At 43.4% G+C, this 19,645-nt stretch carries 15 protein-coding genes; 5 read left to right on the top strand and 10 right to left on the bottom strand.

The genetic code is table 11. The features are described 5' to 3' along the window. Positions 1-16 precede the first annotated feature (16 nt). On the bottom strand, positions 17-2,230 hold the full coding sequence (locus AC1DCV_RS04695) for a hypothetical protein (RefSeq protein ID WP_477022088.1): 2,214 nt from the start codon (positions 2,228-2,230) through the stop codon (positions 17-19). 298 nt (positions 2,231-2,528) lie between these two features. Between AC1DCV_RS04695 and AC1DCV_RS04700 the strand changes: the two genes are divergently transcribed. Beyond that, a complete protein-coding gene (locus AC1DCV_RS04700) occupies positions 2,529-3,410 on the top strand; it encodes an AraC family transcriptional regulator (RefSeq protein ID WP_477022089.1) in 882 nt (293 codons plus the stop codon). Positions 3,411-3,484: 74 nt separating this feature from the next. On the opposite strand, the gene AC1DCV_RS04705 is transcribed toward AC1DCV_RS04700, so the two are convergent. The 8 genes from AC1DCV_RS04705 to AC1DCV_RS04740 form a co-directional block, all read right to left on the bottom strand. Then, entirely contained in the window at positions 3,485-5,044 is a 1,560-nt protein-coding gene (locus AC1DCV_RS04705) for a sodium:solute symporter family transporter (protein ID WP_477022090.1), read from the bottom strand. 16 nt (positions 5,045-5,060) lie between these two features. Beyond that, positions 5,061-6,233, bottom strand: a complete 1,173-nt coding sequence (locus AC1DCV_RS04710; RefSeq protein WP_477022091.1) for a mandelate racemase/muconate lactonizing enzyme family protein — start codon at positions 6,231-6,233, stop codon at positions 5,061-5,063. Positions 6,234-6,244: 11 nt separating this feature from the next. After that, positions 6,245-7,126 carry an aldo/keto reductase gene (locus AC1DCV_RS04715; protein WP_477022092.1) on the bottom strand — a complete coding sequence of 294 codons (882 nt, stop codon included), beginning with the start codon at positions 7,124-7,126 and terminating at the stop codon, positions 6,245-6,247. Positions 7,127-7,339: 213 nt separating this feature from the next. Next, positions 7,340-9,226 carry a glycoside hydrolase family 97 protein gene (locus tag AC1DCV_RS04720; RefSeq protein ID WP_477022093.1) on the bottom strand — a complete coding sequence of 629 codons (1,887 nt, stop codon included), beginning with the start codon at positions 9,224-9,226 and terminating at the stop codon, positions 7,340-7,342. 347 nt (positions 9,227-9,573) lie between these two features. Next, positions 9,574-11,352 (bottom strand): O-antigen ligase family protein, encoded by a 1,779-nt coding sequence (locus tag AC1DCV_RS04725; RefSeq protein ID WP_477022094.1) that lies wholly within the window; start codon positions 11,350-11,352, stop codon positions 9,574-9,576. Between the two features lie 12 nt (positions 11,353-11,364). Continuing rightward, positions 11,365-11,955, bottom strand: a complete 591-nt coding sequence (locus tag AC1DCV_RS04730; protein ID WP_477022095.1) for a hypothetical protein — start codon at positions 11,953-11,955, stop codon at positions 11,365-11,367. Between the two features lie 16 nt (positions 11,956-11,971). Next, positions 11,972-12,271 (bottom strand): hypothetical protein, encoded by a 300-nt coding sequence (locus AC1DCV_RS04735; RefSeq protein ID WP_477022096.1) that lies wholly within the window; start codon positions 12,269-12,271, stop codon positions 11,972-11,974. Positions 12,272-12,281: 10 nt separating this feature from the next. Next, positions 12,282-13,691 (bottom strand): hypothetical protein, encoded by a 1,410-nt coding sequence (locus tag AC1DCV_RS04740; RefSeq protein WP_477022097.1) that lies wholly within the window; start codon positions 13,689-13,691, stop codon positions 12,282-12,284. A 35-nt stretch (positions 13,692-13,726) separates the two neighbouring features. On the opposite strand from AC1DCV_RS04740, the gene AC1DCV_RS04745 reads away from it, so the two are divergent. Beyond that, positions 13,727-15,223, top strand: a complete 1,497-nt coding sequence (locus AC1DCV_RS04745; protein WP_477022098.1) for a hypothetical protein — start codon at positions 13,727-13,729, stop codon at positions 15,221-15,223. On the opposite strand, the gene AC1DCV_RS04750 is transcribed toward AC1DCV_RS04745, so the two are convergent. After that, positions 15,220-15,744, bottom strand: coding sequence for a Crp/Fnr family transcriptional regulator (locus tag AC1DCV_RS04750; RefSeq protein WP_477022099.1), 525 nt, complete (start codon positions 15,742-15,744; stop codon positions 15,220-15,222). The genes AC1DCV_RS04745 and AC1DCV_RS04750 overlap by 4 nt on opposite strands. Positions 15,745-16,098: 354 nt before the next feature. On the opposite strand from AC1DCV_RS04750, the gene AC1DCV_RS04755 reads away from it, so the two are divergent. The 3 genes from AC1DCV_RS04755 to AC1DCV_RS04765 all read left to right on the top strand — a co-directional run bounded on the left by AC1DCV_RS04755 (position 16,099) and on the right by AC1DCV_RS04765 (position 19,560). After that, positions 16,099-17,070, top strand: a complete 972-nt coding sequence (locus AC1DCV_RS04755; protein WP_477022100.1) for a polyprenyl synthetase family protein — start codon at positions 16,099-16,101, stop codon at positions 17,068-17,070. A gap of 415 nt (positions 17,071-17,485) precedes the next feature. Continuing rightward, entirely contained in the window at positions 17,486-18,478 is a 993-nt protein-coding gene (locus tag AC1DCV_RS04760) for a terpene synthase family protein (RefSeq protein ID WP_477022101.1), read from the top strand. A 56-nt stretch (positions 18,479-18,534) separates the two neighbouring features. Continuing rightward, the gene (locus tag AC1DCV_RS04765) at positions 18,535-19,560 is read left to right on the top strand and encodes a terpene synthase family protein (protein WP_477022102.1); all 1,026 of its coding nucleotides are present in this window, start codon (positions 18,535-18,537) and stop codon (positions 19,558-19,560) included. Positions 19,561-19,645 lie beyond the last annotated feature (85 nt).

A 19,645-nucleotide genomic window follows, 5' to 3' on the forward strand; every position in this document is an offset into this window, starting at 1 on the left:
TTAAATTCATCAGGACTCACCATTTGATATCTTTTCCGGAAATATGTACCCTGATTTTACCGCCAGCCTTCACCGGCACTTTGGGCCAATGGAGAAAAGCAGTATAACCCAGGGGATGCTTTGCTTCCTGGCTGGTTTCCGACATGATGGCCACACTGGCATCATAAGCCGTTGGATTGTGTAACTCCATCACCAGTCCCTTATTATCTTTTTTAATGATTGTTGCGGTTACGTGGTCAAACACATAGTATTTTGATTGATCGCTGATCACATAAATACCTGGCAGTTCAAGTGCCATCAGCATTCCATTGGTTTCTGTCCAGGAGTTACGGGTGTATATAAAATTTCCAACGCTCTCCTTTCCTTCCGCATCACTGGGCTGAATACGCTCCATAGAAGATCCCACCAGGTAATTGCTGGTAATGTGTCCGGGCATGTTAACCGCCTCTGCATGCGCATGCTGGATGTCCCTGATCAGATCAGCATACAATGATTTTCCGGTAGCCCTGAACAATTTGAAAAGATAGTCGCCGGAAGAGGTGCAGATGCCTGGCGCTGCGTGCTTGTTCTGTATGCTGGCCCAAACAGCCCCCGTCATATTGGCCTGCAATTTCCCAATGGTGCTTGACGGAGGGAAAGCGGGTGCATAAGACAGGGTCCAGGTAGCACAAAGGGCGGCCTCCACTTCAGCCATCGATAGCCACTTGCGATCTCCGGTGTCATTATACAGTGCCATTAAAGACTCAAGAAACCCAAAGGCCGACTCTGAATTGGCATCCTGCGAAATATCTCCGCAATCGCCACCGGTAAGCCCCTGCCCGGCCACATCGCGTTGATAATAATATTCGGCAGATGCGGCCGCTGTTTTCAACCAGTCGGGCCTGTTAAAATACCTGGCGGCCAGGACCAGCCCTGCCGGAGCGATGGCACCGGCAGTGGAGTTAAATACCGCAATATCACCCGTTTCCGGTGCAATATACTGACCAAACTGACCATTTTTCTTCCAGGTTCTTACAAAAGCGGTGGCCAGTTTTTGGGCCGCGGCTTCCCAATCCTTGTTAATCATGGCTGCATAGCCACTCTCCTTCAGCAACAGGAGATGTTTCATCAACCAGAACAATACATCCGCGTTTTTCCTCACCATTGCCTGAATTTCAGGGAAATCCCGCGACATCTTCTCTCCTGTAATTTCTCCGTTTGCTCTTATGCCTCCATAAAAGTAACCGCTTTTACCCTGTAGCTTTCTCACCACAAAATCAAGTTCCTCGCCTACCCTTTTACGTTCTTTCGTATCGTTCAGCGACAACATGGGATAGGTGTTGATCATACCGCTGACCCAGCCCAGCTGAAAATCATTGTTATTCTCCGGTTTATAATAATTGCCGATGGGCTGTTGTGTAAAATTACTGCTGCAGATGCCCGTTCCCAGTTCCAGTAGCTTACTCATAGGCAACAGGTTCCGGGGAGTAGCGGAGCCGGAAATATCCTTCCTTACTTTTATAAATTTTGTCAGCAAAGATGGAATATCCGCTGCCTTAAATACATATAGCCGGAAGCGCAATGATACTTCGTCGCCCGTCTTCCAATCGGGTGCTTTGTCACCGCTCAGGTGAAAGTCGCCGAAACCGGTAGCCAGTTTACGGATGGCGGGTGCTGAAATGTCAAAAGAAAATTGGTCCTTATGTGCATTCTCCGTAATAGTAACCCCACTATTGCCCCACTTCGTTTGTTGTTCTGTTAACAGGATAAAGCCCGTTTGTTCGGCCGGGGAAAAAAAGCAAACCGCCGGAGTGGCCATATTACCCGTTTGTAATTCTACCAGGGAAGCCTTATCATTTTCTATCGATAAACGGGGATTATTGGAGATGGTAAGCGGAACCTGCGGGTTATAATACATATCATGGGGATAGTCGGGATTATAACCAGCCCCTATCGAACGATAACGGTTACCGTTATAAATAGACGCAGGTACCAGCACATAATTGGCCGTACTCCAGTTGCTGAAGTCAAATTTTACCGCCACGGTTGTGGAGATGGCCTGCCCTGCCATTAGCCTGAAAGTAGCATCAACATCCATTGCGTCACTGCATCCTTTCACCGGGCTCGCCTTCAGCGCCAGTTGCCAGTCTTGCATCGGTTCACCGGAGCGGAAAACATTTTCTGCCACCAGGTTGGTGCCATTATATTGTCTTTGTAAAAAAGTCACTGATCCGCTAACCTGCTTCAGCATCCTGTTAATTTGCGGATCGGAGGATTGGGAGAAAGATTTTCCTGATGTGACAACTAATATCAGAAATAATAAGAAATGCTTCGTTTTAATGCTATACATACCTGCTGTTTAATACCGCTGCGGTTGGCCAGAAAGGGGTATCCGCCTCAGGACATACCCGGCTATAAAGGTCCGATTCCCTTTATATGAACGCAACCCTTAATTTGACAATTATGAATACTATTTTTGCCGCATTAAACTTCCCCGGTATTTTATTATCTTTGAATCGCCTGTAACACACAACCAGACCTACAATTCGATGCAATACATCTACGAGAATTTTACATTTCCACCAGACCAGTCATTTACGGTAAGGTCAGAGATTCTTGAAATAAAAAAGTATACGGCCTTAAAATCGCATGTTAATTTTGAGATCGCACTGCTGGAAAACTGCAGTGGCAAAAGATTTATCGGCGATCACATTGAGGATTTCGATGGGCCGGAGCTGGTGTTGCTGGGCAGCTACCTTCCACATTGCTGGCAATATTACAAGGCGGCAGATCCGCTTATCCCCACACAAGCGGTAGTTATACATTTCTTTCCTGATTTCATTGGAAAGGAACTACTTGAAAAACCGGAAGCACGGGAGCTGAACCTGCTTTTCGCGAAAGCGGCCAAAGGAGTATTATTCACAGGCAGCACACTTCTTGATGCAAAAATGATCATGCACCAGATGCTGTATGTGTCGGGCTTAGCCAGGGTGGCGCTGATGATCCGGCTGCTGGATATCCTCGCACAATCGGAATCATCGCGCGTGCTGTCATCTCCCTATTACAATACCGTGGAAAGTTCCGGCGAAGCAAAAAAACTCAATAAGGTATTCGATTATATTTTTCAAAATTTCAAAGACGACATTATACTACAGGACGTGGCAGACCTTATTCCCATGTCGTCGGCGGCCTTCTGTCGTTTTTTTAAGCGGAGTACCAACCGTACATTAATCGATTTTGTGAAAGAAGTACGTATCGGGCATTCCGCCAAGCTTTTACTGGAAGGACAACATAATGTAGCAGAAGCCTGCTATAATAGTGGCTATAATAATATCTCGAATTTCAATAAACACTTCAAAGAAATTAAAGGGCTATCCCCCAGGGACTTTCTCAGGCAATACGAAGACAAGGAAAAAAAAGAAGCCACCTAAAAGCTCCTAAGCACTCTTTGGCAAAGCGATAATACCCTTCAGAAAGCAGTAAGCAATACTTTATTCAGGAAGCATTAATTTAATACAATATAGATCGTTATCATTATTAAAGCCAGTGCGCCCCAGCCTGCCCATAACCATTTATCCATGGCCGATCTGGCCTTATCCGGAAAAACAAATGATACCTGGTCTTTTTCAGGCACCTTAAAAATCACCGTTATCAAAGCCATTACAATTACCAGGCATATAAAAATATACACGGAGAGCAACAGAAAATGTGGCCAGAACCCTTTATACGGATAGTTCAATACATAACACACTCCCATTACCAGGCAAAGAAACCCTCCTCCAAACAAAACTGTTTCTGCCGCCACCCGATGGGTACGTTTCCAGAAGATACCACCTAAAAACACCACTGATAAAGGCGGCGCCAGTATAGACACAAGCCCCTGGGTTAATTCAAAAAGACTTTTATCTGAGTAAGAAAATAATACCGCAATGCTTCCGCCCAGCAATGCACCTGCAGCGGTCATCCATCTCCCTACTTTTATTTTATCTTTTGATTTTAAAGATACAAACTGCGTGACCACATCTAATGTAAAAACAGTGCTGAAGGAATTGAGGCCTGAAGATACCGTATCGATCAGAGAAGCTACCAGTGCCGCTATGCATAGCCCCCGCAGCCCTTCGGGCATCAGGTTTTTTACGAGCGTAATGTAGGACTTATCGGGCGTGGTGCTATCTCCATATAATAAAAAACAAATAATGCCCGGCAGCACAAAAATAAATGGTGTAATCACTTTAAGTCCTGCCAGGAAAAGAATGCCCCGTTGTCCCTCTTTAACACTTTTTGCGGCCAGCACCTTTTGTACAATCGTTTGATCCGCACACCAATAATAAACAGCTACCACCGGGTAACCCGCTACAATAGCCAGCCACGAATATTCAGGGTCAGACCTTGCATGAAACAGTTTCCAATAGTCGGGCGCAACTGCTTTGCTCACACCCTCCACATGACCAATTTTTCCAATAGCCAGTAACGTTAGTATAAGAGAAGAAACAATAATGATTAATGACTGGAAAACACCGGTCCTCACCACGGCCTTTAAACCACCGATAGCGGTGTAACTGGTAGAGATCAGGGTAATCAGCACCACCGCTTCCAGCAACGAACAATGGAAGATCTCCGAGATGACCAGCCCCCCTGCATACAATGCACTGCCAAGCCATACAAACAATATAGACATCAGGCTGTAAACCACCAGGAAATTATAGGATCTGCGACCGTAACGTAAAAGCAGGAATTGTGGAATAGTGCTGATGCCAGCCGAAATATAACGTGGAATAAAAAATACGGATAACAACATCAGGAATATCCATGCCAGCCACTCGAAATTGCCTCCTACCACACCTTGCGAAAAACCAAGACTGGATAAGCCGATCAACATCATTGGACCTACGTTGGCACTGAACATGGAAAAGCCTATTTGCCACCATCTCAAAGAGCGCCCGCCCAAAAAAATATCTCCCCCCGAATGTGTCCGGCGGAATTTAAGGTAAAAACCCAAAGTGAATAAAGCAACTACATATACAACGAGAACCAGATAATCAATGCCAGTTAATATTATCTTCACAGAAAATGCTTAAGGATCATAAAGATACGACAGGCTTGTATTCCCTGACGTTCTTTTTATTCCATTCACGCTTCCTGATCAACTGACCAGTATCTTCACAGTGGCTCCAATTCACCCTGACAGGTAAGCCAGGTACTTCCGGCAGGAAAAATTTTCCATTTCTCCATTCCGGTTTTACATCAAAATATGTTTCCAATCCCGACATAATTGAATACAGGTACTCCACCTCGCACTGCTCAGCAGCAGTAGTCATCAGGGAAGCCGTGAACAGTGAATATCCGCCGGATGAAAAATCTATGTGGTGCTTTGCTGCCAGGTCTCTTACAGCCATCCATTCTTTCACGCCCGCCAAATGACCCGGCACCGGCTGCAGATGGGCTACGCCTATGTTTACCAGCGTAGGAAATACCCTCGCTGTCCGTTCCGATTCTCCAAAAGCAATTTTCACAGGGGTTTGTTTGCACAGCGCTTCAATCTGATCAAAAGATGCGGAATGGATCGGTTCCTCAAACCAGGCCAGGTTTTCCCCGGCTGTATGATCGATAAATCTGAGCGCCTGCTCACAACTCCATATCTGGTTAGCATCCACGGCCAGCCGGATATTTTTTCCCAGGAGATTACGGACAAACTTCACGCGCTTTACATCTTCCGTCATATTCGTCCCAAAATCTTTCCCCACCTTCATCTTATAACAATCCACCCCTGCCGCCATAAAATAGCTTACCTCTGTTTCCAGTTCCTCATAGCTATAGTTGGTGCCTCCCCCGCTGCCATATACCTTTACCTCATTCCGGTCAGCACCCATATATTTGTGCAAAGGGGTACCGAGCCGCCGGGTGGCCAGGTCGTGCAACGCGATATCCACCTGCCCCAACAGCGCAGCCGCAGGGCCTCTGAAGCCTTCATTGCGGATAGACCAATATAACTTCGAATATAACTGGCTATAGGAAACATTATTGCAGTAGAGTAAATGAGGCACCAGGCAGGCTTCCAGGATATTGGTGTAACTGCTATACACCGGTGCTTCTCCAATATTGCCATTTTCATCTTCAATGGTGATCAACGACATACCAAAAAAAGGAAAAGGCCCCATCGTAGCATCCTGTAAAGGGGTAACTACTTTTACCGGCGCTAATTCCCTGATCTGTATACTTTGAATATTAAATATCTCGTTGTCGATATTGCACATCTTAGTTGCTTTTACCCGTTACTGCAATTCAAAATTTCTGTCAGGATGACTTCCGCTAGTTTACCTTGATTAAAATGTTCAATGCTGGCCACCAGTTCCGATTTATTGGATGGTCCCAATACAATATTAAAATCATAAGGTAAAGATAGCAGGAACCGATGAGCCATAGCCGGTAAAGAAAGCTCATACCCTTCTGCTATTTCTTCCAGACATATGGCTATCTCCAATGCCTCCACAGGAAGCCATTCGGGGCGCATCTGTTTAAACGATCCGATGCATCTTCCCAGCAATCCCATATTTAATGGACTTCCGGCATAATACTGTATGTTCCGGGATAAGCAGTAAGGCAGCGAATCGCTGAGCGCTGTTACATTTGAAGCATTGAGGCGGTTAAACTCCATCACCACGTCAAAGATTCCTTCATCCAGACTTGATTTAAACCAGGCGGGCCAGTTGCCTCCTACGCCCAAACGTTTTGTCAATCCCTGTTCTTTGAACTTTATCAGCCGGGCAATGATCCGCTCCCCTGCAGCTTCCGGAATCGCCTGCGGATCGTGTAGAAACAGGATATCCAGAGAGGAAATACCAATGGTACGGAGACTATTCTCCAGGCTTTCCGCCATGGCCTTGTCCGTAAAATCATAGTAAGCCTTATCGGCAGCATAAGATTTCAGGCGGCCCACTTTGGAACTGATCACCGGCATCCTTCCGGACCATTGCCGTAACGCTTTTCCCAGATAGCTTTCAGCATCTCCATATGCCGGCGCAGTATCGATTGCAGTAATGCCGGATTCCAGTGCGGATAAAATTGTCAATACCGATTGATGCGGATCAACCTTCCCCCAAACACCGCCCAGTGCAGCGGTGCCAAGTACCAAACGTTCGTTGATCATATCTGACGTATAACGTAATACCTAACAAAAATAAATAACCTCCCTAAGGTACAAAAGATCAATATTGACCAGCATCGATACTATATTTACCGGGACGTAGATTTGCCGGCGCCGAACAAGCACACCAGTTTGCATTACAGTAAAGCAGCGTTACTATAATACCAAATATATAAACATCCGCTAACTTTACAGTGGCCGATGTTTTTTTGATGCTCACATCACTGGCCTGATCCATATAGCCTGGCCGCCAGACGGCAATAGTTTTGCGTTCAACACCGTATTGGCATCTACCTTTATTCGTTTTATAGACACCTTTGTACGCACTGTTGACATATCGTCATCATAGTAAATGGTGGCAAGATATTGTCTGCCTGGTGTTAAAAATTTCAAAGGCACCTTTAATTGCCGCGCATCGTTATTCGTAATGGTTCCCACAAACCACTCCTCCCCTTTGCGGCGGGCAATAGTGATAAATCGGGCAATTTCACCATCCAACACTTTAGTATCATCCCATACGGTAGGTACATTATCAAAAAACTCCAGCTCCGGTTCATCTCTGGCATCCTCCGGTTTATCGTACCAGTACAAAAACTGCAGCGGGCTGTAAAGCACAACGGACAAGGCCAGCTGGTGTCCTGAACGGGTTTTCATGATTCTCCCTTTCGGCGCTTCTGCCAACTTTGGCTTTAACTCCGGACGGTGATAGTAGCAAATAGTATGGTCTGCTGCACCTGCTATCAACCGGGTGAATGGAAGAATGGTATTGCTTGTTGCATCCGGCATCTCTTCATCGCCACGTACGCCTTCCTGCGTGAGCAGGTTGGGATAGGTTCTGCTGAATCCGGTGGGGCGATACTCATCGTGAATGTCAACCATCAGATTATATTTGGCGCATTTCTTAATCGCATCATGTAACCATGTTGTCCATTTGTGCGAACCCACTTCTACAAAACCAAACTTGATCCCCTTCACCCCCCATTTTTGATACAATGGAAGTAATTCATCTAGTTGCTGATATAACGCCCGTTGGTTTACATATAAAAACACGCCTATACCTTTTTCATTGGCATATCTGATCACCTCCTGCAAATTCAAATCACTGTTGGCATTCCGACGCGGATCTACATTCACTTTTGTGGCATCAGAAGCAACTATATACTCGTATCCGTACCACCCGGCATCAAAATGAATGTATTGCAGTTTGCGTTTTACAGCAAAGTCAATACACTCCTTTGCCCCCTTCATAGACAAGGTTACTTCACGTATCACCTTACCAGGTTGTATCCACGCAGTATTTTCTATGGCACAGGGAGGATTGAGGTTTAACAGGAGATCATTCCCTGCCAATAAATCCCCGGGACGCTTTGCTGCCATCACGACTCTCCATGGCGTGGAGAATGGCGTAAAATAGTCAACGATATCATATATGGTGGCACAAATAGTATTTGCTTTTGTCGGATGAAGTGTAAATTTCATACGGGAATAATTTACCATTTGAGCCTCCGCCAGGCAAACATATAAACCACCGGGCTGCTCCAGCACCAGGGGACGCTCAGCCTGCGCTGTCCAATCTTTTAAAGGAACCAGGCTATATTCACCCTGAGCGCTGGAAGTAAACCAGGCCCTGGTTCCTTCCGGCATAGCAAATTCAGTTAACTCATTTTTGATGCTCACATCCCGTCCTCCCTGTGCATGCTCGGGTAGCACATAACGGAAAGCTATTCCCTCGTTATAGGCTCTTACCTGTATCTGTAATTTCCTGCTCTCGTCATTATGCTGTTTGAGTGTAATCAGCATTTCGGTATAATGATCTCTTACGAGACTGCGTTCACCATATACCGGTTTCCATAAGGTGTCTTTTTGAGTGCTGGATATAGCAGCTAAAACAAACCCCGATTCCCATCCATTTAAACCCAATCCGGACGTAAGAATAACAGGCGTTTCCTGGTAGTACATACTGTAATTGAGGCGCCCTCCTTCAGATAAATTAAATACAAATTGTAATTTCCCATCAGGGGAAAAAAGTTGTTGAGAAGACTGTGCATGTATAACCTGCACACAGAAGATACAACAAAAAAGAAACGCCAGTGCCCTAAACATATTTGTGTTCTATAATTTAAAATCAGATGTAACATCAGCTGGCAAGCATTTCAGCTATAAATCGGCATCCTTATACAATGCAGTGGCATTATGTTATCTTCTTATAAACCTATAGCTGAAAAACAAAACTCCGACAGGACTGCCAGAGCCGGGTCATCACCCATTATAAGTTGATCATAAAACCACCTGGTTCATTCCRGTGACAACCAACCAATTTATTGAAAAAAGAAAAGCAATAAAAGACAGGCAAAATAAACATCAATAAATGTCAATATTCCATAGAATATGAGAATGGTTACAAAAGATAGGTTTTCTATCTGGATTTTGAAAAAACGCCGACTGGTAATTCACCAGGATAGCCCGGACGCGCTGGCATTGAGCAGCCGTTGTGCTTTCTTTTTGATATTCCTCACCGTTTCGTCATCCTTTTTAACCGGCATAGCCACAATCCACCTGGCTGTTTCCAGGGCCTTTATATTGTCTTTTTTATCAACCCGGAGATCCAGTAACTTATCCCGGTATGAGAATTTATAGGGAACGAAATTGCTTATGTCTGTCCATGTTGAAATAGCTTTATCTACCTCCCCATTACTTTCATAAGCAGCAGCCAACGCCATCATCGTTGAGGTTGTTATGAGCTGGCTTTTACTTTCTTCCAAAATTTTTACGGACAGCTTATCCTCCAATGAAAGCAGCAGCATGCCATAATCCAGAATAAAATGGGAGTTCCCTTTCATTGCCGGGTATAGCTCACGATACAAAACCAATCGTTCCTGCTCTTGTAAAAACACATCCTGTTGCAGCCGGTTCCACCTTATCACGTCCCTGTACATCATAATTGACCGGACCATAACACTGAGCATAAGCGTCAGTGTTATTATATGCATCCAATGCTGGCCTATAAACGAGAACTTCCTGAATGTTTCCGGCACAAGATAAGCAAGGCATACTCCCAGGAGTATAAGTATCACGTTTACATGCAATGGATATGAAAACAGGCTTGTGATAAATAAAAGGATAAGTACATTTCGCAGATACCCCGATAAGGATCCTGTTCCCTGATCCTGTTTGAAAACAAGCCGCACAAAAAACAATGCCACCAAGGCAAATCCTGCCGGGCCTAACTCGATCAGTAATTGCAATGGCTCATTATATGCCACATATATTTCGTCGGCAGACAATGATTCTGCCACTTTCCCAATAGGCAGGGCATCAAAATAAGCAATCTGCCAGCGAGGATAAAGGACCGGAAACTGTCCATATCCGATGCCGGTCCAGATGAACTCCCGCCAGTGCTGCGAAGATATTTTCCATATAATGTATCTGCCAAATGCTGAATCAGGTTTGAGGTAAAACAGGCCGAAAACCAACAGTAACAACAACGGCAAAGACACCAGGATAATTACCTTCCGGTGCCTGCGGAGTCGTTCATCGTCCAGGCATAATTTACCCGGATAGCATACCATCCCTATCATGGCGGCCCGCGACTGTGCCGCTAACACCAAAACACCTATTGCCACATAAAGCACAAATAACACGGCCACCTTTACCTTCTTGTTTTTTATAAAACAGGTCAGGTAATAATTGAACAATGGGAGATGTATAACCAGGTAAATCGAATACAGACCGGAATTCTCCAGGTGCCCCTTGATTAACAATGGTAAATTTCCGGCATGGAAGCTCCTGAAAAATGTAACATATCCATAGCATAGTTCCAGCAGAAAAAACATCAGCAAAATGGGAAAGATTACCTGCTGAATAATTTCATTACCCATGATACGAATCAGGACATAAAGAGATAAAAAACAAATGGCATTGCAATACGCTTCATGGTGAAGGTTGTACCGGGGAAATTCCACCAGCACTATCAACATACTCCCAGCCAATGTCATGAATATTAATACATCCGGCATGGTGCATTCAAAGTTCTTCCGATTCCATATCGTAACAGCCAGCAACAAAGCCACCGCGCCTGTTACAACGGGCATTGCAAGGTAATGACCTCCTTCTGATAGTTGTTGATAATTAAATGAAAAAGTGTATTTGTACAACGCATAGAACATGCATTGTACAAATACACCAACAAAAAAAATGCGTGCTGTTAAACCAGCCAGTTGTTGTTTCAAGAATTCGGGGTATTAGGATTGCTTCTTATGCCTGGACGTAAATTCCGCCATCACCTTCTGCTTTTCCAGGTCGAAATAGATATAGGGCATTATATAAGCGATTTTTCCACTGCCTGTCATGCCGAGATCTAATACCGGATAATATTTGTCTGATACAAGAAACCCAATAACATAACTTTCATTCCAATCCTGCCGGCCTTCCAGCTTTTCATCCCAGTACTTCTCATAGAAGTATCCTGCCGGCATCGCAAATATGGAATCAGCAGGAATCTGATCAATATTTTTATCTATTCCGAACATCACCTGATACTGCGTTCTAACATCTACCTGCCTGCTTCCAAGCTTTGCAGACATGGCAGCCCTATCGAAAAAGGAGTCGATCGCCTTGTCATACAATGGTGCTTTAAATGGCTGAAGATCCTTTTCCGGCATATGAATATCAGTCGGTGTATCTTTTAAGAATTGATACAATCCATTAATGGAAACCTCCATCGATTTATTATTCATACCCTGGAACTTAATCTGGCCGATTAGCTGCAGGCTAACGAACATACATCCAGATAATACAATCCCGATTCTGTGCAGCGCTTTGAAAGTTTTCATAGTAATTAATATTTTTTTAATCTCCTCTCCATTTCCATAGCAGTTGATAAACATAATCATTGAAAATTAAGAATAACACGATTGGCAAAAGAAGTGCAGCAACATGAATCAATATATTCGGTTTGGATAAAGTTTTCCAATGGGTGCCTATCCAATAAATTGTAACTGCAACCTGAATGAACATACAGATCCACATCAGCAAGCCATGGCCAATTGGATTGGGAGATTTTTCGAAAACAAACTTCATAGATACAGCAATGAAGTAAGCCAGGAAAATGCCCAGATGAACCAAAAAAATCTTTACTACTTTATTCACGGTAATATTATTAGTTACATTCCCCGGCGCTTCCTGCAGCACTGGTATTTACTCCTACTTGAATGAAAGGCGCCATTGATCCTCCTCCTTGCTTAAGTTGATTCAATGCCTTATATAGCCCTCCCGGTGTTGTTTTGTAATTAATGCCAACCGGCGTAATATTATCAGCAACCGTTAATTGGGAGAAACCAGGTACAGAAACGGAATTAAAAATATCAACTGCATAGTCGGTACAATTATAATCATTTAAGTCATACGTATTGCCGGAATTACTCAATGCTGTGGACTTTGCAGTATTAAATTGTGCTTCCGTCATATTGGGAATGGTAATTTTTGCATTATACTCATGTGAAGCATCATTCACAATTTTACTGGTCACATGATCAAATGTTATACTTTTAATACCATTTGCTGGGTAGAACCCAAAAGTTTGGCTGACCGTTGTAGACCCATTTGTTTTGGTTAGGGTAACAAATGCATGTCCTGGATTAGTGCCATATAAAACAATACTAGGGTTGGTATTGTCAGGAATATCAGCATACACAGTCAAAGAGTAAGTTGTGCTGGCGTTAGAAGGTACATTACTAAAGCAGTTCATGCGTTTGGCCAGATCAGCTGCAGGGCCGCTGGTGATTTCCACAGGCTGCAAATCTACTACAACAGAGCTACCGCCTCCGCCGCCTCCGTATCCGTAAATGTAAGGATTAGCGGTTTGATAGGTGTATGTATAAGTAGGATTCTGATTAAAATAATAAAACAGGCTGAAGTAATTAACCGGGGCATAATTATAGTATCCGATCACTGTTACCTCCGGCAACCATATGCCGTCCGGGTCTTCAGAATCCGGTTTTGAAACGCGTGCTCCTGTAGTCGTTTTCAAAGGAACACCATTGGCACCATACCTTACAATAGTTGTTTTTGACTTTCCATCAATGACACTGTTTACTTTGGTTACCCGACCTTCGGTAAAAGTAACGTTCGATTTATCTGCGCCTGAAAAGGAACTTGTAACAAGGGTTCCGGTTTTACCAGGCTCGGTGTCCATTTGTGAAACATCTACCCAGTTACCAGTGAGGCCCTTAGCCGTTTTACCTACCACTGCAAACCGCTTGTGATCAGATCCTTTTACGTCTAAACGTACACCAATCACATCTTTTTCGTTCTTTTTCATTAATGAATAGCCTTCTAGATCCAGCGTTGCAAACTCTGAACTGGAAACATTTTCACGAACAAAATTTACAGCCTCGCTTACAAAAGGGTCTTTAAATGCTTCCCGGGGATAAGGTGTGTCGTTTTTAGTGCAGGAGTAATAGGTAATCAACATTAGCGTTAATAGTGCTAACAATAGAATTTTCTTCATAAGTACGAATTTTGACAAATGTATATCATTAGCAAGGTTGAAATATTTGATAAAAGTCAATATTTCAAATGAATACTTTCCATTACTTTAATGACATGAAAAGATATCCCTCCTATTTAATGCTACTGTCACTAATGACAGCCTGTGCCCCCCGTGAACATGCTGTGGACTTCAAGCTCCTTGAAAAGCAATACGCACAGCACCCAGCAGATTCTTTAAAGCTACAGGCCCTGCAATACCTGGAAAAGGAGATGCCCTGTCAGTTGTCTGAGATGCCCATTGTAAAAGATATCAGCACTGGTAGGCTCACCAGCATCCGAATAGATTCTTTCACCAGCGCAAAAAGCCTGCTGTCTTTCCTGAAAAAGGAGCAACTGAAGACGGGACAGATTGTAAAAAAAGATGCTGACTTCATTCAAACTACCTATCTCGGGAATACAATTGACGCCTCAATCGCTTTATGGAACAGGTTTCCCTGGAACAAAGACATTCCTAAAGAGATTTTCTTCGATTATCTTCTCCCGTATAAGATTCACCAGGACTACCCTGACAACTGGCGACTACCTTTAAAGCAAAAAGCAGATTCCCTTATTAAAGTATGGGAAGAAAAAAACCGACAAAAACCCGGCGACAGGTTTCTTACCAGCAGCAAGGAGTTTTATTATGATCTTATCGTGAACACGGCCTCCGGCTGGTTTAAATATGGGGAAGACGAGATCAGGATCACTGAAGACCCTTCCTATAGAGAGCTGGTATTAGTCGGTGAGGGAGGATGCAAAAAAGGTTCATTCTTCAACGCGTATGTCCTGAGAAGCGCAGGAATCCCCGCAACCGTTGATATTGTTCCCTTCTGGGGAAGCAAGAATGGCTCCCATGCAGGAGATGTTTACTGGAACAATGAAGAAAGAAAAATGATGCCAGGCCCTGGACGACAGTTCCATAGGGCTGCAAAGGTTTTCCGGCTCACTTTCCGCAACCACGGAAGCTGGAGTCAACAAATCAAGCCTTATGTAAATGAAAGCGATTTCCTGCTGGATTTCCTCCGGAACGATCAATGGCTGGACGTAACCCAGGAGCATAACCCTACCAGCGATATTACCATGCCGGTGGTCACCAACGCTATTCCTGGTACGGCCTATATCTGCGTATATGACTATGGAGAATGGGTGCCTCTCTTCTGGGCGCCTGTCAGCAACAATGCAGCCACCTTCCGTCAGATGGGCCGGGATATCGTATATCGCATAGCTACCTTTGAAGGCGAACTAAAGTTTAACGGCGATATCTTTCTGCTTGATTCCGCCGGCCAGGTAAAATCACCTTATCCTGATCCTCTTAAAAAACAAACGATGACACTTCAAAAGCTAAATTCCGGAAGCGAGCAATGGGTCAGTAAAAACCAATCCTACACCCTCCTGCTACTTGAAAAGGACAACACATGGCATAAAGTTGCTGAACAAACCTGTACTAAAGACTCCACCATCGAATTTCGTGAAGTGCCTTCACAAGGCCTTTACCGACTGGTTAAAACCGATGGCCCCCAGCAACTGGAAAGATTTTTTGCATACAAAAACAGACAACAGATCTGGTATTAAATGCTGGAACGGATTCTGCTAAGCGTTTCCACGTTGATGCCCAGGTAAGAAGCTATGTGCTTCAGCGGTGCTCTCTGGATGATATTGGGATGGGTTTTCAGCATGAACAGGTAGCGGTCGCGGGCTCTTTCCTTACGGAGATAATAGAGGCGCTCTTCGCTTAGGATATAGTACTTGGTGGTTAAAACCCTACCGATTACATTAAACTCAGGGTATTTAACATATATGTCCTGTAGCTGATTAAACTCAATCCCATGTATGAGCGTATCTTCCAAAGCGACGATACACTCTTCACTGGGCGTTTGCATATAAAAACTTTTAGCTGAAATGATCACATCATTTTCCATCATGAACCATGAGGTTATCTTCTGCTCATTTTTTTCATAGTAACAATGAAGCATCCCCTTTTCTATGAAGTAAACGAATTCACACACCTGGCCCCGTTTGAGCAATACTGTTTTTCTGGGTAATTCTTTTGTGACCAGGATCAACTTCAAATGCTGCTCCAGTGCTGTTGACATGGGGTGTATGCTATTTAATAAGGAAAATAGCTTTTCGTGCATAGTATAAATAGGTGTTTTACTAAAAATAGGGAAAATTTCATTTACCATAATACGTAGCCGCCTATATGACAATTCACTATCAGGTTATGGGAATTCAATATTACACTATTTATTCATCTTTTTTTAATTCCTGCTGTGCTTACTCAGTTATCTATTCTAATTTCACTTCAGCGAATAAAACTACAACTTTAAACTTCTTTTTTGAGATATACACCGGAAACCGCTTCTGTATTGTCTTTCAATTTAAAACCCAAGCGATGGGCAGTAGATAACTTTAAGCTCTTTTATTCCTGCCCAGTTAAAACAAAGTATATGAATTCCCTCAATGACTTAGTAACCCAATACCACTCGTGGTGTAACCATCTCTATTTTCCACAGGAGCCATGCAACCTTTATGATGCTACCCGGTATCTTTTAGAAGGTGGTGGAAAGCGAATACGGCCCTTGTTATGCCTTTTAGGAAATGATCTTTTTGGAGAGATTGATGAAGATAGTTTCCATGCAGGAAATGCCATTGAATTATTTCATAATTGCTCCCTGGTACACGATGATATTATGGACAGTTCGCCCTTACGACGCGGAAAACCAACAATACATATCAAATACAATATTTCTACCGCGATACTTGTTGGCGATATTCTGCTGGTCAATGCTTTTTCACACATTAATAAGGTTCAGGAACAATACAAACAACAAATATACGCGCTGTTCTCCGCAACTATACTGCAGATTTGTGAAGGGCAACAAATGGACGTTGATTTTGAAGAAATGGATATACAACAGGTTTGTTATCCGCAGTACCTGAAAATGATTACGTTCAAAACATCTGTGTTACTGGCTGCCAGTATTAGAATAGGCGCTATTATTGGCGGAGCAGATCTGCAACAACAAGCGTACATCTACGACTTTGGCAAAAATTTAGGCATTGCTTTTCAGATACAGGATGATTACCTGGATGCTTTCGGAGAGCCATCAGAAACCGGTAAGCAGCCCGGCGGCGACATCCTCGAAAATAAGAAAACCGCATTGCTGATAAAAGCCTGGGAAATGAGTACCGCTGTACAAAAAAACGCATTGCGAAACGCGATGTCTCAAAATGGAACCGAACGAATATCGGCAGTATTAAAACTCTACAAAGACTGTAAAGTAGATGAATGGGCCATCAGTACCGCTGCGAAATATACTGCAATGGCTTTCAGTTGCCTGGATATGATAGACATCCCGCTTAAGCGGAAAGACAACCTCCTTGAGCTGACAAACCAACTGCTGGCGCGTAGGTCGTGATTAATCGACTATAAAGGTGACACAAACCTTTATCTGATGCCTACATTACCTTACCAAAATTATTCATTTAAAAATAAAAGGAGCCGCAAATAGCTACTGCGGCTCCACTTCCACAACTCGTTAATAATTTTGAATGGAAGGAAATCAGCAATAGCTATATGAAAACCCAAATTGGCTGTACGATAAAGTAAATCGCACGCCCTGGCAATGMTTAGATCCATGCATTAACAAACTAACATTGTTGCTACACGTTTTAAGAAAGCGCTGCATATAAGAGCGATTAATAACGTTTGTCAAGCATTTACAATTGTATCCCGGTGTAGCGCCAGGAAATAGCAAGGCATTTGTTAACCTGACCGGATGAATATTTCATTGCTGTTACCTATCCAATATTATTGGGCCAAAAACGAGAACTATGAATATGCACATGCTCTCCATGTTTCATTACCCCTTCCCTACACTTAAAAATCCATTTGCGACTGCATTGCAGGATATTACCGACAACGAATGGATAGATGGGGAATATCTCTCACTGTACAAAGACAATCCGGGTACCCGGCATAAATACAAAAAAACGAAGACCGCTCACATCGCCTCGCAGTGGTTCCCCACAGCCAGTGCAGAGCGATTGAAACCCCTCTGCAGACTCATGTTATGGACACTCTACAATGACGACCTATATGAAGAGAGTGCCCCTGAAAAAATCGGATATGTACACCAGAGATCAATAGCAATATTAAATGGTGAAATGGACGCTGCCGAAGCAGCAATACCGCTGGGTAATATGCTCGCTTCTTTAAGGCTTGAACTGTTACAGTTTATCCCACCGGAGTCTATCAACCGGTTTACGAAAATGATCAGCAGATATTTTACAGGGCTGAAAGCAGAATTGACTTACAAAAAGAATAAGGTTTTCCCCACCATCGCTGAATGCGTTGCCCTACGGGAGGATTCTATCTGCCTGTATCCGTTCCTGCAACTCACCGAAGTGGAAACGGGGATTATATTACCACCTGAAATACACGACCACCCGGTGATTCGCCGTTTACAGGCATTGGCCTGCCGCCTCGTGACATACTTCAATGAGGTACAATCTGTGACGAAAGACGAAGCAACAGACAGCATTTATTACAACATCGTGAAAGTGATACAACATGAATACAATATTTCACTGGAAGAAGCTTGTCTCGAAGACCTCCGCCTGCACAATGAAGACCTGAAAGAATTTGTAGCTCTGCAGTACTCCCTCCCGGATTTTGGGATATGGCAGGATGCGGTCGTAAACTGGGTTCACTACATGAGCATGGTACTCAGTGGCTGGAAGAATATATCTTCAAAGCTGGATCGTTATAATGGGATGGAATTCCCCAATGCAGCAGAACTCCGGCAGAAATTAAACCACGAATAACCCTGACCATTTTACCTGTTAATGATATGATTTAATAACATCTAACAATCAGGTTTATGAATGAAGAATTAATCGTTCCTAAATGTTGTTATCCATGGCCTATAGTCAATAGTCCGATAGCAACTGCATTTGACGGGGAAGAAATTGTGTGGTATGACAATGACTATACTTTTATTTCCGAAGAGGGAATAAAAAGATGTAAAAAGCAGCAACTATCCCAGGTAGCCACCTATATGAACCCAACTTGTGATAATGTGGATCATATGCGCCCCTGTGCACGATTGATGATCTACATCACACTTTTTGATGACTTTTTTGCCCTTACACCTATTAAAGAATTAAAACCTATAGCAAACCGGGTCTATGAGGTTATGCTGGGCGATTCTCCTCTTCCAAAGGAACTTGGCATACTCCGGCAGATGGCAGCAGCAAGAAAAGAGTGGATAATAAACGGAATGCCCCAATTCTGGATTGAACGCGTTTCCATCAATTTCTATGAGTTTATCGTTTATGGTTTAATGGAGGAAACACCTTTTAAACTGGCAGAAAAGAGAACMTATCCTTTACTGGCCCATTATTTCAACTTCCGCCAATACTCCATCGGAATGGGGTCCTACGGAGATTTAATAGATCCTTGTGTCAACTTTGCATTACCTGTAGACATTTATAATCATCCTATTATCCAGCGCTGCAAAAAGCTGCTGGCACTAATCATCGTGATCCAGAATGATTTTGCTTCTTTGAAAAAGGAACTTGAAATAGAAACTGAATTATTCAATATAATATTCATTCTACGCCACCAGTATAAACTCTCCTACCAGGAGGCCTGTACCGAAGCAATGAGGATCCATGATGAATATGTAAAAGAATTGGACGATTTACATGCTTCCCTTCCAGATTTCAGCCCTTATCAAAAAGAGGCATATAATTACGTCTATCACATAAAATTACAGATCACTGGTTGTGCAAACTGGTATTACAATTCAGGAACTAACCGTTATAAAACAAAAGGATTTATTGTTCCTCAATATGGACGGGAAGGAGATGACATTATTATTCCACATAGTTCCTTTGTAAAGTAACCGGGTGTAGCCGTTATGCATCTATCTGTTTGATGAACGCCTAACTTTAACTCTCAGATGAACATCTTTACCATTTAAATCAGCA

The organism is Chitinophaga sp. 10T418 (assembly GCF_056394125.1).

Excerpts from the sequence above, each read along its gene's own strand:
- AC1DCV_RS04755 (WP_477022100.1), top strand. The coding sequence starts at position 16,099 with ATGAATTCCCTCAATGACTTAGTAACCCAATACCACTCGTGGTGTAAC.
- AC1DCV_RS04695 (WP_477022088.1), bottom strand. The coding sequence starts at position 2,230 with ATGCTGAAGCAGGTTAGCGGATCAGTGACTTTTTTACAAAGACAATAT.
- AC1DCV_RS04760 (WP_477022101.1), top strand. The coding sequence starts at position 17,486 with ATGAATATGCACATGCTCTCCATGTTTCATTACCCCTTCCCTACACTT.
- AC1DCV_RS04745 (WP_477022098.1), top strand. The coding sequence starts at position 13,727 with ATGAAAAGATATCCCTCCTATTTAATGCTACTGTCACTAATGACAGCC.
- AC1DCV_RS04715 (WP_477022092.1), bottom strand. The coding sequence starts at position 7,126 with ATGATCAACGAACGTTTGGTACTTGGCACCGCTGCACTGGGCGGTGTT.
- AC1DCV_RS04720 (WP_477022093.1), bottom strand. The coding sequence starts at position 9,226 with ATGTTTAGGGCACTGGCGTTTCTTTTTTGTTGTATCTTCTGTGTGCAG.
- AC1DCV_RS04750 (WP_477022099.1), bottom strand. The coding sequence starts at position 15,744 with ATGTCAACAGCACTGGAGCAGCATTTGAAGTTGATCCTGGTCACAAAA.
- AC1DCV_RS04700 (WP_477022089.1), top strand. The coding sequence starts at position 2,529 with ATGCAATACATCTACGAGAATTTTACATTTCCACCAGACCAGTCATTT.
- AC1DCV_RS04710 (WP_477022091.1), bottom strand. The coding sequence starts at position 6,233 with ATGTGCAATATCGACAACGAGATATTTAATATTCAAAGTATACAGATC.
- AC1DCV_RS04730 (WP_477022095.1), bottom strand. The coding sequence starts at position 11,955 with ATGAAAACTTTCAAAGCGCTGCACAGAATCGGGATTGTATTATCTGGA.